The sequence below is a fragment of the Pseudoxanthomonas sp. JC1303 genome (assembly GCF_058448525.1).
Genome location: NZ_CP185958.1, coordinates 3,575,775 through 3,590,744, shown reverse-complemented (window position 1 = coordinate 3,590,744; position 14,970 = coordinate 3,575,775). Strand labels below are relative to the sequence as shown.

Here is a 14,970-nt window from a genome sequence, read left to right as displayed (position 1 = left end):
CTCTGGCGACGTCATCGGGATCGCGTGGAATAGTGGCGCCCGTTTTCGACCGCCAGGCAGTGGCCTGGCGGGGCACCGCATTTCTCGGGGAAGGCAATGAACAACTGGTGGCGTGGCGCGGTGATCTACCAGATCTATCCGCGCAGCTTCATGGACACCAATGGGGATGGCATCGGCGACTTGCCGGGCATCGTCGAGCGGCTGGACTACGTGGCCAGCCTGGGCGTGGACGCGATCTGGATCTCGCCGTTCTTCAAGTCGCCGATGGCCGACTTCGGCTACGACATCGCCGATTACCGCGATGTGGACCCGATGTTCGGCACCCTGGCCGACTTCGACGCGCTGCTGGCCAAGGCCCACCGGCTGGGCATCAAGGTGATGATCGACCAGGTGCTCAGCCATTGCTCGGACCAGCATGCGTGGTTCCAGGAGAGCCGGCAGAGCCGCGACAACCCCAAGGCCGACTGGTACGTCTGGGCTGATCCGCAGGAAGACGGCACGCCGCCCAACAACTGGATGTCGATCTTCGGCGGCGTGGCCTGGCGCTGGGAGCCGCGCCGCGAGCAGTACTACCTGCACAACTTCCTGGGCCTGCAGCCGGACCTGAACTTCCACAACCCCGATGTCCAGCAGGCCACGCTGGACAACGTGCAGTTCTGGCTGGACCGCGGTGTGGATGGCCTGCGCCTGGATGCGATCAACTTCTGCTTCCACGACCAGCAGCTGCGCGACAACCCGCCCAAGCCCAAGGCCGAGCGCGTCGGGCGCGGTTTCAGCCCGGACAACCCCTACGCCTACCAGTACCACTGGTACAACAACACCCGTCCGGAGAACCTGCCGTTCCTGGAGCGGCTGCGCGCGCTGATGGATCGCTATCCCGACGTGGCCGCGCTGGGCGAGATCTCCTCGGAAGACTCGCTGGCGACCACCGCCGAATACACCGGTCACACCCGCCTGCACATGGGCTACAGCTTCGAGCTGCTGGTCGAGGACTACAGCGCGGCCTACATCCGCGAGACGGTCTCGCGCCTGGAGGCGGCCATGGACGAAGGCTGGCCGTGCTGGGCCATCTCCAACCACGACGTGCCGCGCGCGGTGACCCGCTGGGGCGGCGCAGGCGATGCGGCCTTCGCCGCCCAACTGGTGGCGCTGGTGTGCTCGCTGCGTGGCTCGGTCTGCGTCTACCAGGGTGAGGAGTTGGGCCTGAGCGAGGCCGAGGTGCCCTACGAGTTGCTGCAGGATCCGTACGGCAAGGCGTTCTGGCCCAACTTCAAGGGCCGCGACGGCTGCCGCACGCCGATGCCGTGGCAGGCGCTGCCCGGCGGCGGTTTCAGCGCCGGCGTGCCGTGGCTGCCGGTGCCGGCCGAACACGTGCAGCGCAGCGTGGCGACCCAGGAGGCCGATCCTGACTCGGTGCTGCAACAGGTGCGCCGCTTCCTGGCTTGGCGGCGGCGCCATCCGGCGCTGGTGCGCGGCGATATCCGCTTCCTGGACACGCCAGAGCCGGTGCTGGCCTTCGTGCGCGAAGGCGAAGGCCAGGCGTTGCTGGTGGTGTTCAACCTGTCGGCCGCGCCGGTGCAGTGGCCATTGCCGAAAGGCATGAAGACCACCACGGTCGACGATCACGGCCTGCGCGCGGCGACGCTCGAGGCCGGCACGCTGTCGCTGCCCGGCCGCGGCAGCTGGTTCGCGACCCTGGCCTGAGCGGCGGGCGCCGCATGGCCATGCGCAAAGCACCTGCCGCGATGCAACAAAAGGCCGACCGTGGGCATGTGGAAGCGTTTTTCATGCGTGCGCACCGCGCCTGCCAAGCGCAGGTCGGTGCCACAGCGACATCGCTGCGCGCACCGAATTTCATCGCATTGCCATGAATACGTATGCAGGCCGATGCATCCGCGCGGGCCGGCACTACCATGGCCGCCCATTCGAATAGGCCTTGTTTTAACGCCTTTGCGAAACGCCGGCGATGTGGGGATGCCGGCCCACACCTTGAACGCTGCACCGACATTGACTGGAGGGGAAAATGTTGACTCCCAAGCGCAACCTGCTGTGCGTGGCCCTGGCGTCCGCGATCACGTTGACCAATACGCATGCCAACGCGCAGACCACGCCGACCGATACCACGGCCGATCCTGCTGGCACCCAGACCGCCCAGGCCACCGATCTTGAGCGGATCACGGTGACCGGCATCCGCCGCAGCATCGAAGGCGCGATCTCGGTCAAGCGTGAATCGACCTCGATCGTCGAGGCGATCTCGGCCGAGGACATCGGCAAGCTGCCCGACGTGAGCATCGCCGAATCGCTGGCGCGCCTGCCCGGCCTGGCCGCGCAGCGCGTGGCCGGGCGCGCGCAGGTGATCAGCGTCCGTGGCCTGTCGCCCGACTTCTCCACCACCCTGCTCAACGGGCGCGAGGTGGTCAGCACCGGCGACAACCGCAGTGTGGAGTTCGACCAGTACCCATCGGAACTGGTCAACGGCGTGACCGTGTACAAGACGCCCGATGCCGGCCTGGTCGGCCAGGGCCTGTCGGGCACCGTGGACATGCAGACCGTGCGCCCGCTGAGCTTCGGCGAGCGCGTGATCGCCGTCGGCGGCCGCTACCAGCGCAACTCGCTGGGCAAGGCCGCCAACGTCGATGCCTATGGCAACCGCTTCAGCGTCAGCTACATCGACCAGTTCTTCGACAAGACCCTGGGCGTGTCCATCGGCTATGCGCATACCGACATGCCCATCCAGGAAAACCAGGTGGGTCTGTACGAGCCATGGAGCACCCAGAACACCGACAGCGGATCGCGTCCTGGCGTGGCGCCGGGCACCTATTTCTCCGATGGCATCAAGGCGCTGCGCCGCACCGGAAACTCAAAGCGCGACGGCGTGATGGCCACCGTGCAGTACCGGCCTTCCAACAACTGGACCAGCACGCTCGATGCCTTCCATACCGAAGCCGAGCAGATCGACACGGCCAACCAGTTCGAGCTGAACCTCAGCAACTACAACGGCGGCTACACGCCGGGCCTGCTGATCACCAATCCGCAGGTCAACGCGGACAACACCTTCACCGGCGGTACCGCCAGCGGCGTGTATCCGCTGGTGCGCGGCATGTACAACAAGCGCAAGGACAAGATCGACGCGTTCGGATGGAACAACGAGTTCAACGCCGGTGCGGTGAGGATCAACACCGACCTCAACTACTCCAAGGCCACGCGCAAGGAACTCAACCTGGAGAACAACCTCCAGCTGACCCCCATGCCGCAGCTGGACACCGTCGGCCTGGCCTTCCGTGGGAACGACTTCTCGCAGATCTCGCCAAGCCTGGATTACTCCAATCCCGACGCCCTGTTCCTGACCAACACGATCTATGGCTCCGGCTACGGCAAGGCGCCGCAGGTGGAAGACAGGCTGAAGGGCGCGCGCCTGCAGGCCAGCTTCCCCATGCCGCAGTCGCTCAGCTGGTTCTCCGACCTGGACGTGGGCGTCAACTACGCCGACCGCGAAAAGCAGAAGCACCAGCCAGAGGGCAACATCACCCTGGGCGCGCAGGGCGACAGCACCGTCGCCTCGGACCTGCAGTATTCCCCGGTGAACCTGGGCTTTGCCGGCATCGGCTACATCCCGGCCTGGAACGTGCCTGGCGCGGTGGCGCGCTACATGGTGTTCGAACCGAACGAGGACGCGTCCTACCTGGTCTCCAAGGCCTGGACGGTCGATGAAAAGATCACGACCGCCTGGGCGCGCGCCAATATCGACACCCAATGGGGCGAGGTCGGCGTGCGCGGCAACGTTGGCGTGCAGATGCAGCACACCGACCAGTCCTCGAGCGCCAACTACTGGGATGCCTCGCAGCCGGCCGGCAGCGAGGTGCGCCCGATCGAGGAAGGCAAGACCTACAACGACTGGCTGCCCAGCCTCAACCTGGCGTTCCAGTTTGCGCACGAGCAGACCCTGCGCTTCGCCCTGGCCAAGCAGGTGGCCCGTCCGCGCGTGGACCAGATGCGCGCCTCGCTGGAATTCGGCGTGGACACCTCCACCGGCAAGCCCGGCGCCAGCGGCGGCAATCCGCTGCTCGATCCCTGGCGCGCCGACGCGGTCGACCTTTCGTATGAGAAGTACTTCGGCGAAAAGGCCTACGTGGCCGCCGCGGTGTTCTACAAGGATCTGAAGACCTACATCTACACCCAGACCCGCGACGACTACGATTTCAGCGCGCTGGTGGCCGGCTACGTGCCGCCGCCGGGCATGACCGTGCCGGTGCAGACCACGGGCACCTTCAGCGCGCCGTTCAACGGCAAGGGCGGCACGCTGCGGGGTCTGGAGCTGACCGCTTCGCTGCCGCTGGACATGGTGTTTGCGCCACTGGAAGGCTTCGGCATCCAGGCCAGCGCGACCTTCAACGACAGCGACGTCAAGATCATGGATCCGGAAAGCGCCTCCAGCGTGGGGAGCGATGCCATCGACCTGCCCGGCCTGTCCAAGCGCGTCTACAACTTCACCGCCTACTACGAGCACAGTGGATTCGAGGCGCGTGTGAGCCAGCGCAGGCGCTCGGACTTCATCGGCGAGATCGGCAACTTCAACGGCAACCGCACCCTGCGCTATGTGGTCGGCGAGAACATCACCGACGCGCAGATCAGCTATACCTTCGCCGACGGCGGCAACCTGAAGGGCCTGAGCCTGCTGCTCCAGGGGAGCAACCTGACCAACGCGCCCTACCGGACCTATGCCGAAACCAAGGACCGCCCGCTGGAATACATCGAGTGGGGCCGCACGGTCGTGCTGGGCGTCAACTACAAGTTCTGACCACGGCGGGATCGGTCGATACAGGGCGCCCCGCAAGGGGCGCTTCTGTTAGGGCGATGACGGGACCTGGGACAGCTGTGCCTGGATGGCCGCGCGGTCGATCAGCGACCACACCTGTGCGATACGCCCCGCCTCGACGCGGTAGAAGACGTGTTCGCAGAACCGCACCCGGCGCCCGTTGACCGGCAGTCCGAACAGTTCGCCCATCGGGGTGCAATCGAACACCAGCCGCGCGGCGATGATCGGCGCGGTGCAGGCGAGCTGGTCGATGGAAAATCGCAGGTCCGGAATCGACCGGACGTCGTCTTCCAGCATCCGTCGGTAGCCCTCCAGCCCAAATGCCCGCCCGTTGTGGCTGACCGACTCTGCGACGAATTCGCCCAACGCGTCCCAATCCCGCCGATTCAGGCAATCCAGGTAGGCGCGGTAGAAGCGATCCATGTCCTGTGCGTGCATGCGTACTCCATGGTCGTTTGTGGAAGCGCAGTGCAGCAGGCCTGGCCTGTGCACGAAGTCAACGCGCAAGTTCAGGCGCCGTCGGCCGGCTCCAGGCGCGGTGTCATCGCGCCCTGACGCGGCAGGCGCCGGCCCGCGCGGCGATCGGCGCGCCAGCACAACCAGCCGGCGACGAAGAACGTCGTCGCCCCCAACGCCAGGTGCATCGGATCATGCGCGACCAGCGGCGACAGCACGCCGGCCACCAAGGCGTTGGTGGTGAGCTGGACGAAGGCCTGCAGCGAGGACGCCAGCCCGCGCTGGCGCGGATACAGGTCTAGGACGGCCAGGGCCAGGATCGGGAACACCAGGCCCATGCCGGTGCCGGCCACGAAGATCGGCAACACCGCCCACGGCACCTCGAAGGTGGGCGATATCGACGCGTAGGCGATGCTCGCCAAGCTGGCCACCGCGCAGCAGATGAAGCCCACGCGCACCTGCGCGGCGGGCTTCAACCTGCCGGCCATGCGCCCGGACAGCCACGAGCCCAGCGTCATCCCGCCGATGGTGGGGATGAACAGCCACGCAAAGTCCTGCTCGGTCTTGCCCAGCAACTCCATGACGACCACGGGCGCCGAAGCGATGTACAGCCAGATCCCGGCGAAGGTCAGCGCGCCCGAGGCGGCCAGGCGCTGGAAGCGGCGGTCCAGGCCGATGGCCTTGTAGCCCCGCCACAGGCCACCGGGCGAGAGCGGCGTGCGCGCGGCCGGCGGATGCGTCTCCGGCAGCCAGACCGCCGTGGCCAAGATCAGCAGCGCAGCGAAAACGACCAGGAACCAGAAGATCACCGGCCAGCCCGCGCCGCTGCCCAGGATCCAGCCCCCGATGATCGGCGCGATGGCCGGGGCGATGCCGAAGATCATCGACACCTGGCTCATCAGCTTCTGCGCCAGGTGACCCTCGTAGAGGTCGCGGATCACCGCCCGCCCCACGATCATGCCGGCTCCGGCCGAAAAGCCCTGCAGGGCACGGAACGCCAACAAGGTGCCCAGGTCGCGCGAGAGCGCGCAGCCGGCCGAGGCCAGTACGAACACCACCAGTCCGCCCAGGATCACCCGCTTGCGGCCGAAGGCATCGGACAGCGCGCCATGGGCCAGGCTCATGACTGCGTAGGCCAGCAGGTACACGCTGACGGTCTGCTGCACCGCGACCTGTTCCACGCCCAGGCGCTGGGCCAGCTGCGGGAAGGCCGGGAAGATGGTGTCGATCGAGAACGGCCCGAACATCGCCAGTCCGGCCAGCAGCAGGGCGAGACGACGGGTCGAGGTGGCGGGCAACGGCATGGAATGGGGTCCTGGCAGGCGCCATCTGCGCGGATGGCACGCACGGGCGACACGACGAGGGCGCCGCGCAGCCCCGGGGGGCACACGGCGATGACAAGGAAGGAAGGGCGCCATGATAGGCGCTGGGCCCGGTCCCGTTAACCGCCCGGGCCGGACAGGCCGTCCCGGGATCGCGACACCCGGCGTCCGGCCCGGGCGTACGCAGCCCTGCCCGGCCCGTATAATCGGCGGGGCAACACAGGTGGGAGAAGCGGCGCAGGCCCGTCCAGGACCGGCTCCGCTGCCGAAGGCGCAACGCCCGTAATCGCTCAGGCCCGATACCACCGCAGGCAGCACACACTCTGGAGAGACCGGTCGGCCCGTGACAGGGCTCGGCACCGGCGCCGAAGGGGCACGAAGCGCAATCCAGCGCGCTTTTAAACTCTCAGGCAAAAGGACAGAGGGGCGCGAGGAAGACGCCGCCACTCCCGCCGATCCGCACCAGGATCGCAGGAGGGCCGCGGCTTCCGAACCTTTCGCGTGCCCCACCCTGACGGATGCCTGCCATGTCCCAGAACACCCCCTCGCTGCGCGACCTCGAACACCACGGCGCGTTCGTCGAACGCCACATCGGCCCCAACGACGCCGAGATCGCGCAGATGCTCGACGTGGTCGGCCATCCGACGCTGGAGTCGATGACCGACGCCATCGTCCCGGGCAAGATCAAGTCCCCCGCCCCGCTGGCCCTGCCCGAGGCGATCACCGAAGAAGAAGCGCTGGCCAAGATCCGCCAGATCGCGCTGAAGAACCAGGTGTTCCGCAGCTTCATCGGCCAGGGCTATTACGGCACCCACACCCCCAAGGTGATCCTGCGCAACATCCTGGAGAATCCGGCCTGGTACACCGCCTACACCCCCTACCAGGCGGAAATCTCGCAGGGACGCATGGAAGCGCTGATCAACTTCCAGACCATGTGCGCCGACCTGACCGGCATGGAGATCGCCAACGCCTCGCTGCTGGACGAGGCCACCGCGGCGGCCGAGGCGATGACCCTGGCCAAGCGCTCGGCCAAGTCCGAGTCGGACGTGTTCTTCGTCCATGACGCGGTGCACCCGCAGACTCTGGAACTGCTGCGCACCCGCGCCGAGCCGCTGGGTATCGTGCTGGAGCTGGGCACCCCGGCACAGGCGATGGACGCCGAGTGCTTCGGCGTGCTGCTGCAGTACCCGGATACCTTTGGCCACATCGGTGACTACAAGGCACTGGCCGACGCCGTGCACGCGCGCAATGGTCTGGTCGCCGTGGCCACCGACTTGCTGGCCCTGACCCTGATCGCCGCGCCCGGCGAATGGGGCGCGGACATCGTGGTCGGCAACTCGCAGCGTTTCGGCGTGCCGTTCGGCTTCGGCGGCCCGCACGCCGCGTTCATGGCCTGCCGCGATGCCTACAAGCGCTCGATGCCAGGCCGCCTGATCGGGGTGTCCATCGACGTCCAAGGCAACCCGGCCTATCGCCTGACCCTGCAGACCCGCGAGCAGCACATCCGCCGCGAAAAGGCGACGTCCAACATCTGCACCGCCCAAGTGCTGCTGGCGGTGATGGCCTCGATGTACGCCGTCTACCACGGCCCCGACGGCCTGACCCGCATCGCCCGTCGCACCCATCGCCTGGCCGCGATCCTGGCCGCCGCGCTGCGCGATGCCGGCGTCGAAGTGGGCGAACACTTCTTCGACACCCTGCACGTCAAGGGCGTCGACGCCGACGCGATCCACGCCAAGGCGCTGGCCGCCGGCATCAACCTGCGCGTGATCGACAGCGAGGCGCTGGGCATCAGCGTCGATGAGACCACCACGCGCGCCGACATCGTCGCACTGGGCGCGCTGTTTGGTGCGAGTGTGGATGTCGATGCGCTCGATGCCGCCACCGCCGATGCGCTGCCGCAGAGCCTGGTGCGCAGCAGCGCGTTCCTGCAGCACCCGGTGTTCAACACCCACCACAGCGAGCACGAACTGCTGCGCTACATGCGCGCCCTGGCCGACAAGGACCTGGCGATGGATCGCACCATGATCCCGTTGGGCAGCTGCACCATGAAGCTCAACGCCACCGCCGAGATGATCCCGGTGACCTGGCCGGAGTTCGGTGCGATCCATCCGCTGGCCCCGGCCGCGCAGTCCGCCGGCTACACGCAGCTGATCGATGAGCTGGAAGCCATGCTGGTCGAATGCACCGGCTATGACGCGGTGAGCCTGCAGCCCAACTCCGGCGCGCAGGGCGAATACGCCGGCCTGCTGGCGATCCGCGCCTACCACCGTTCGCGCGGCGAGGGCCATCGCGACATCTGCCTGATCCCCGAGTCCGCGCATGGCACCAACCCGGCCTCGGCGCAGATGTGTGGCATGAAGGTCGTGGTCACCAAGTGCGATGCCAACGGCAACGTCGATGTCGACGACATCCGCGCCAATGCCGAGAAGTACTCCGACCGTCTGGCCGCGCTGATGATCACCTATCCGTCCACGCATGGCGTGTTCGAGGAAGACATCGTGGCCATCTGCGAGGCCGTGCACGCGCACGGCGGGCAGGTCTACACCGACGGTGCCAACATGAATGCCCTGGTCGGCGTGGCCAAGCCCGGCAAGTGGGGCTCGGATGTCTCGCACCTCAATCTGCACAAGACCTTCTGCATTCCGCACGGCGGCGGCGGCCCGGGCGTGGGCCCGTGCGCGGTCAAGTCGCACCTGGCCCCGTTCCTGCCCAAGACCCTGGGCGGCGAAGGCGAAGTCGGCATGGTCTCTGCGGCGAGCTTCGGCAGCGCCAGCATCCTGCCGATCAGCTGGATGTACATCACCATGATGGGCACCGGTGGTTTGCGCAAGGCGACCCAGGTGGCGTTGCTCAACGCCAACTACATCGCCAAGCGGCTCAGCCCCCACTACAAGACGCTGTACACCGGCCGCAACGGGCTGGTGGCCCATGAGTGCATCCTGGACGTGCGTCCGCTGGAAAAGGCCACCGGCATCAGCGCCGAGGACGTGGCCAAGCGCCTGATCGACTTCGGCTTCCATGCACCGACCCTGAGCTTCCCGGTCGCCGGCACGCTGATGGTCGAACCGACCGAAAGCGAATCCCAGCACGAGCTGGATCGCTTCATCGACGCAATGATCCAGATCCGCGAGGAGATCCGCGCCATCGAGGACGGTCGCCTGGACCGTGAGGACAATCCGCTCAAGCATGCCCCGCACACGGCCACCCAGGTGTCGGGCAGCGAGTGGACCCACGCCTACCCGCGCGAACTGGCCGCCTTTCCCCTGGCCAGCCTCAAGCAAGCCAAGTACTGGCCGCCGGTGGCGCGCGTGGACAACGTCTATGGCGACAAGAACATCATGTGCGCCTGCATCCCGGTCGATGCCTACAAGGAAGACGACGTCGAGGCCTGATCACGCCCAGGTCCGCTGACGCGACAAGGCCCCGCTCCGGCGGGGCCTTGTCGTTGAAGCCATCAGGTCCCGAAGGCGACCTGCCGGTCGAGCACGGCCGGTGCGGGATGGATCCGGTTACGCCCCTCGGCCTTGGCCTTGTACAGCGCCTGATCGGCCGCCTGGAACAGCGACAGGGTCGTGTCGCCTTCGTCCAGCCAGTCGTGTTGCCGGATCGCGATGCCGATGCTCACCGAGACATGGCCCAGGGGCGAGGCCGGATGTGCGATCCGCAGTCCGGACACCGCGCCCAGCAGGCGCCTGGCCATGGCCTCGGTGTCGGCTTGACTCGCGGCCGGCATGACCGCCGCGAACTCCTCGCCGCCGTAGCGCGCCACCAGTTCGTCGGCGCGCTGCAGGCAGCCTTTCAGCGCCGCGGCCACGCGAACAAGGCACTGATCGCCGCGCACATGTCCCTGGCTGTCGTTGAACTGCTTGAAATGGTCCACGTCGATCATCAGCAGCGAACAGGTCACGCCGCTGGCGAGGATCTCGCGCACGCGGGCATCCAGCGCGCCGCGATTGGCGATGCCGGTCAGCGGGTCGATCCCCAGTTGCAACTGCAGCTGGCGGTTGTCCAGATCGACCTGCTCACGCAGGTCCTGGTGCCGGGTCTGGACAAAGGCCACCCGCAGGCCATACAGGATGGCGGCCAGCATGACCGCCGCGGCGCCGCCTGCGAAGTGCAGCCGTGACAGGCTCAAGCCCAGCATCAGCACGCCCAGTGAGATCGCCACCGGCGCGAAGGCGGCGATCACCCGACCGGTGCGCACCGAGGGCCGATAACGCCGCAGCCAGCGCGGCGGCGGCAGGCCGGCCAGGATCGCGACGGCCACAAACGCCGGCTCGATCACGATCGCGCTCCACCCTGTCGGCCCGGCAACGCTCAACCGGTTGTAGACCGCCGCATCGATGGCGTTGAACCACAGGAAGGCCGCGGCGACCCAATACAGATAGCGCCGGTTGATGCTGCGCGCGCCAAGCAGGCGCAGCGTGGCCAGCAGCGCCAGCGAGAAATCGATCACGTCGGCATGCCAGATCGCAAAGCGGGTGGCATCCAGCCCCGCAGGGACCGCGCCGCGCACGACCGTGACGATCAGCAGCGCCAGCAGCACGCCCAGCAACAGAGAGGTCCCGGCGTCGAGGATGCGCACCGCGCGCGGCTCGCCATGGGAGAACGCGCCGGCAATCAAGTACATGCACGGCAAGGTGTACAGCGCCGAGGCGACCTCGGCGGCGATGGAAAGCGAGGCGACACGCGCCGGCCAGAGTGTCCCCAACAGCAGCACGCTTCCCCAGACCACCTGCATCGTCACCGCCAGGGCAAGCAGGCCCCAGAGCGCGCGCAGGGTGCCGATGGTCAGCGCCCGCTGCCGCCACAAGGCGGCCAGTGCTGCGGTCATGACGCCCAGCCGCAGCAGTTGTTCGGCCACCTCCGGCCGCAGGCCTTCGCCGGTTGCGACCAGCACGTGCAGCGCCATCAGCCCCAGCGCAATGCTGGCATAGCGCAGTTTCAGCCGCACGCGGCGTCCACGCCCGACGTGCCTGGGGATCCCAGGTTGGCGCCCGCCACGCACTTGCGCTGGCGGCACGCGATTCATATCGCTTCGACGGCCGAGGCGAGGGTACCGGCCGGTTCATGGCGATCAACCGCCACGAGCCCCCAGCGCTGCGGGCGCCGGGCGACCCGGCTCTCGCTGGCATGCGTACGCAGCCCGCCCATGGCCGGTAGCGCCATGGCCGCCAGGACCTGCCGCCGAGGCGGGGAGTGCGCGTCGGCCTCCGCACCAGGCCTCGCGCTCAATCCCCACTGCATCGCCAGCATTGCCATGGCGGCCACGCGCGATCCCCATGCGGCATGGCACCGCATCCCAGCCACACGGGCGCTGTCATGCCACGATGGCCCATCGTCGTGTGATGCCTGCGTCCTTGCCTGCTGCTGTGCCTCCTGCCTGCGTGGCGTGCTGTGCATGACGGCTCCGCGAGGCGCCGCTCCGCGGCCCCCAATTTGCGCAATCCGAAGCAAGTTCCGCGCCAGCCATCACAAGTGTGATGAAGCACACATTTACCATACCCTGGCGCATGCCGCTGCGGCAATGGCTGACCCGGCACGTCACCCGCGCTGACGGTGGAGGCCGAACGTTACCCATGTCTCACCGCGATCCCGGCGTCTCCCCCTCCGTCGCGCCGCGGGCGATGCGCTCTTTCCAGGTCCGTCCATGCCTGCCCGCACCCACCGCCCTTCTGGTGTCTGTGTATGTCGGCTGGATCTTGCGCGTGCGCGTCGGGCGGCAAGCGTCGCCTCGCGCCCGATGACCAAGCAATCCGGTCATGTCCCATGCAGCAGCGGGCATCGGTGCCGATCCCAGCGCGTATCACGCGTCACGAGACCATGCGGGCTTCGACCGATGCACCCCCAACCGCCTGACGACGGGCCACGGGCCAATGCGCGCAGCCGATCAAGCAGACCAGAACACGGGAAGTGGGCAAACCGGACCTGGATCAGCGCGGTGAGCCTGCGCGCGATCACGATGGCCCCACCATGACCGTAACGCCACCACCGCTTCACACGGGCAAGTGCCATCCGCGCCCGCCTACGATGCGGCCAGCCGTATCCGAGGCTGATGAGAAGGTGACACAACGCGTCACCATGCTGGCCAAGCGCTCTGGGATGCCTCTCAACGAAAGAATGTCGCGGCAGGTGCGCCAGCAGGATGCAGGCGCGGCAACACGCCGCTTTGCCGGGCCAAGGCGATCCATGGCACGCTCCTTGCTGCCTTCTTCGGCGTCCCCCGCCTTTGGACGGCCCCCAGCCGATTCCAACCAACATGATCGGAACCTACAACCTTCCTCTGGTGCTGGCGTCCTTCCTGGTCGCCGGCATCGCATCCTATGTGGCGCTGAGCATGACCGAGCGCATCTCCGCCAGCGAGGGCGCCACCGCGCGTTGGTGGTTGGCCGGCGGTACCTGTGCGCTGGGATTCGGCGTGTGGTCCATGCATTTCATCGGCATGCTCGCCTTCCGCCTGCCGATCCCGCAGGGCTACGATCTGCTGATCACCGGTTACTCCCTGCTGATCGCAGTAAGCGCGTCCGGCTATGCGCTGTGGATGGTCAGTCGCCCCACCCTGCCGATAAGGCAGTTGCTGGGCAGCGGCCTGATCATGGGTTCAGGCGTGGCCGCGATGCATTACGTCGGCATGGCCGCCATGCACATGGAACCCGGGATCGACTACGACCCATTGTGGTTCTCGCTGTCCATCGTCATCGCCATCGCCGCCTCGGTCGCCGCGCTGTGGATCTCCTTCGCCCTGCGCAGCGAGCACCGGCACCTGCTGCGCCTGCGCCTGGCTGCGGCGGTGGTGATGGGCCTGGCGATCGCCGGCATGCACTACACCGGCATGGCTGCCGCGCGCTTTCCGGCCGGGAGCATCTGCGGCGCGGCCCTGGGTCATGGTGTGTCGCCGCAATGGCTGGCCGCGCTGGTCGGCAGCTCCACCTTCGGCATCCTCGGCATCGCCCTGGTCATCTCGGTGCTGGATCGACGTCTGCAGGAGCGCACCGCGCTGCTGGCCACCTCACTGGACAAGGCCAACCAGGAGCTCACCCACCTGGCCATGCACGACGGACTGACCCGCCTGCCCAACCGGGTGCTGCTGGAAGACCGTCTCACCCAGGCCATCGAGAACGCGCGCCGCGGCCAGCGTCGCTTTGCGGTGATGTTCATCGACCTGGACGGCTTCAAGGTCATCAACGACGCCTACGGCCACCAGGTCGGTGACCGGCTGCTGCTGCAGCTGGCCTCCAACCTGGTCGAAAGCCTGCGCGCTGAAGACACCGTCGCACGCCTGGGCGGAGACGAGTTCGTCGTGCTCACCGAGATCGAAGCACCGGAGGATGCAGCCACCATCGCCCACAAGCTGATGGAACTGGCGACCCTGCCGATGGAGGTGGACAAGGCCGAAGTCGCGGTCTCGGCCAGCATCGGCGTGGCCATCTACCCTGAAGACGGCCGTCGCGCGCAGGACCTGCTGGCCAACGCCGATGCCGCCATGTACTCGGTCAAGGAGCGCGGCCGCAACGGCTACCAGCTGTTCGAGCCGGCCATGAACCGGGGCGCGCACGAGCGCATCGCCCTGACCCAGGACCTGCGCCGCGCGATCGGGCGCGGCGAGCTGTTCCTGGACTACCAGCCCAAGGTCCAGGCCCCGGCTGGCCCGGTGATGGGCGTCGAGGCGCTGGTGCGTTGGCGCCACCCGGCGCGCGGCCTGATCATGCCCAACGACTTCATTCCGCTGGCCGAACGCAGCGGCCTGATCATCGAGCTGGGGCGCTGGGTCCTGGACGAGGCCTGTCGACAGATGTCGGAGTGGCGCGCCGAGGGGTATGCGCTGGGCAGCGTGTCGGTGAACCTGTCGCCTACGCAGTTCCGCTCCGACCTGCTCTACCACGACGTCAAGGCTACGCTGGCCCGCCACGCGCTGCCCGCCGCGTCCCTGGTGCTGGAGATCACCGAGTCGATGGCCATGCATGACCCGCAAACCAGCCTGGAGATCCTGCGCAAGCTTTCCGACCTTGGCGTGAGCATCTCCATCGATGACTTCGGCACCGGCTACTCCAGCCTGATGTATCTGAAGAAGCTGCCGGCCAGTGAACTCAAGATCGACCGTGGCTTCGTGCGCGACTTGATACCCGGCAGCGACGACGAAGCCATCGTCTCGGCCATCGTCGCGCTGGGCCGCACCCTGGGCCTGCAGGTGATCGCCGAGGGCGTGGAAACCGCAGAACAGCAGGCGCTGCTGACCCAGCTGGGCTGCACCTCGCTACAGGGCTATCTGCTGGGCCGCCCAAACCAGCCGGGCATCGTGCGTACTGGCTTCGAAAGACAAACGGTCCAGCTGCGTCGCGGTTGAGCCCCGCAGGGCTCGCTATGTGCCGACGG

Annotated in this window: 8 protein-coding genes and 1 riboswitch; of the genes, 5 read left to right on the top strand and 3 right to left on the bottom strand. The window is 67.4% G+C overall.

The genetic code is table 11. The features are described 5' to 3' along the window. Nucleotides 1-96: 96 nt before the first annotated feature. The 3 genes from ACORQU_RS16140 to ACORQU_RS16130 all read left to right on the top strand — a co-directional run bounded on the left by ACORQU_RS16140 (nucleotide 97) and on the right by ACORQU_RS16130 (nucleotide 4,798). Nucleotides 97-1,704, top strand: a complete 1,608-nt coding sequence (locus tag ACORQU_RS16140) for an alpha-glucosidase family protein (protein WP_491642089.1) — start codon at nucleotides 97-99, stop codon at nucleotides 1,702-1,704. A 14-nt stretch (nucleotides 1,705-1,718) separates the two neighbouring features. Next, on the top strand, nucleotides 1,719-1,871 hold the full coding sequence (locus ACORQU_RS16135) for a hypothetical protein (protein WP_271646164.1): 153 nt from the start codon (nucleotides 1,719-1,721) through the stop codon (nucleotides 1,869-1,871). Between the two features lie 152 nt (nucleotides 1,872-2,023). Beyond that, nucleotides 2,024-4,798: a TonB-dependent receptor gene (locus ACORQU_RS16130; RefSeq protein ID WP_491642088.1), complete on the top strand. Its 2,775-nt coding sequence runs from the start codon at nucleotides 2,024-2,026 to the stop codon at nucleotides 4,796-4,798. 48 nt (nucleotides 4,799-4,846) lie between these two features. On the opposite strand, the gene ACORQU_RS16125 is transcribed toward ACORQU_RS16130, so the two are convergent. Both ACORQU_RS16125 and ACORQU_RS16120 read right to left on the bottom strand, forming a co-directional pair. Further along, nucleotides 4,847-5,254, bottom strand: a complete 408-nt coding sequence (locus ACORQU_RS16125; RefSeq protein WP_271646166.1) for an ester cyclase — start codon at nucleotides 5,252-5,254, stop codon at nucleotides 4,847-4,849. Between the two features lie 71 nt (nucleotides 5,255-5,325). Then, nucleotides 5,326-6,576, bottom strand: coding sequence for a multidrug effflux MFS transporter (locus ACORQU_RS16120; RefSeq protein WP_271646167.1), 1,251 nt, complete (start codon nucleotides 6,574-6,576; stop codon nucleotides 5,326-5,328). Nucleotides 6,577-6,907: 331 nt separating this feature from the next. Continuing rightward, nucleotides 6,908-7,026, top strand: a riboswitch (glycine riboswitch). A gap of 86 nt (nucleotides 7,027-7,112) precedes the next feature. On the opposite strand from ACORQU_RS16120, the gene gcvP reads away from it, so the two are divergent. After that, nucleotides 7,113-9,989, top strand: a complete 2,877-nt coding sequence (gcvP, locus tag ACORQU_RS16115; RefSeq protein ID WP_491642087.1) for an aminomethyl-transferring glycine dehydrogenase — start codon at nucleotides 7,113-7,115, stop codon at nucleotides 9,987-9,989. Between the two features lie 62 nt (nucleotides 9,990-10,051). Here gcvP and ACORQU_RS16110 read toward each other — a convergent pair whose 3' ends face one another. Further along, on the bottom strand, nucleotides 10,052-11,551 hold the full coding sequence (locus ACORQU_RS16110) for a GGDEF domain-containing protein (protein WP_491642086.1): 1,500 nt from the start codon (nucleotides 11,549-11,551) through the stop codon (nucleotides 10,052-10,054). 1,305 nt (nucleotides 11,552-12,856) lie between these two features. Here ACORQU_RS16110 and ACORQU_RS16105 point away from each other — a divergent pair. Next, the gene (locus ACORQU_RS16105) at nucleotides 12,857-14,941 is read left to right on the top strand and encodes a putative bifunctional diguanylate cyclase/phosphodiesterase (protein WP_491642085.1); all 2,085 of its coding nucleotides are present in this window, start codon (nucleotides 12,857-12,859) and stop codon (nucleotides 14,939-14,941) included. Nucleotides 14,942-14,970 lie beyond the last annotated feature (29 nt).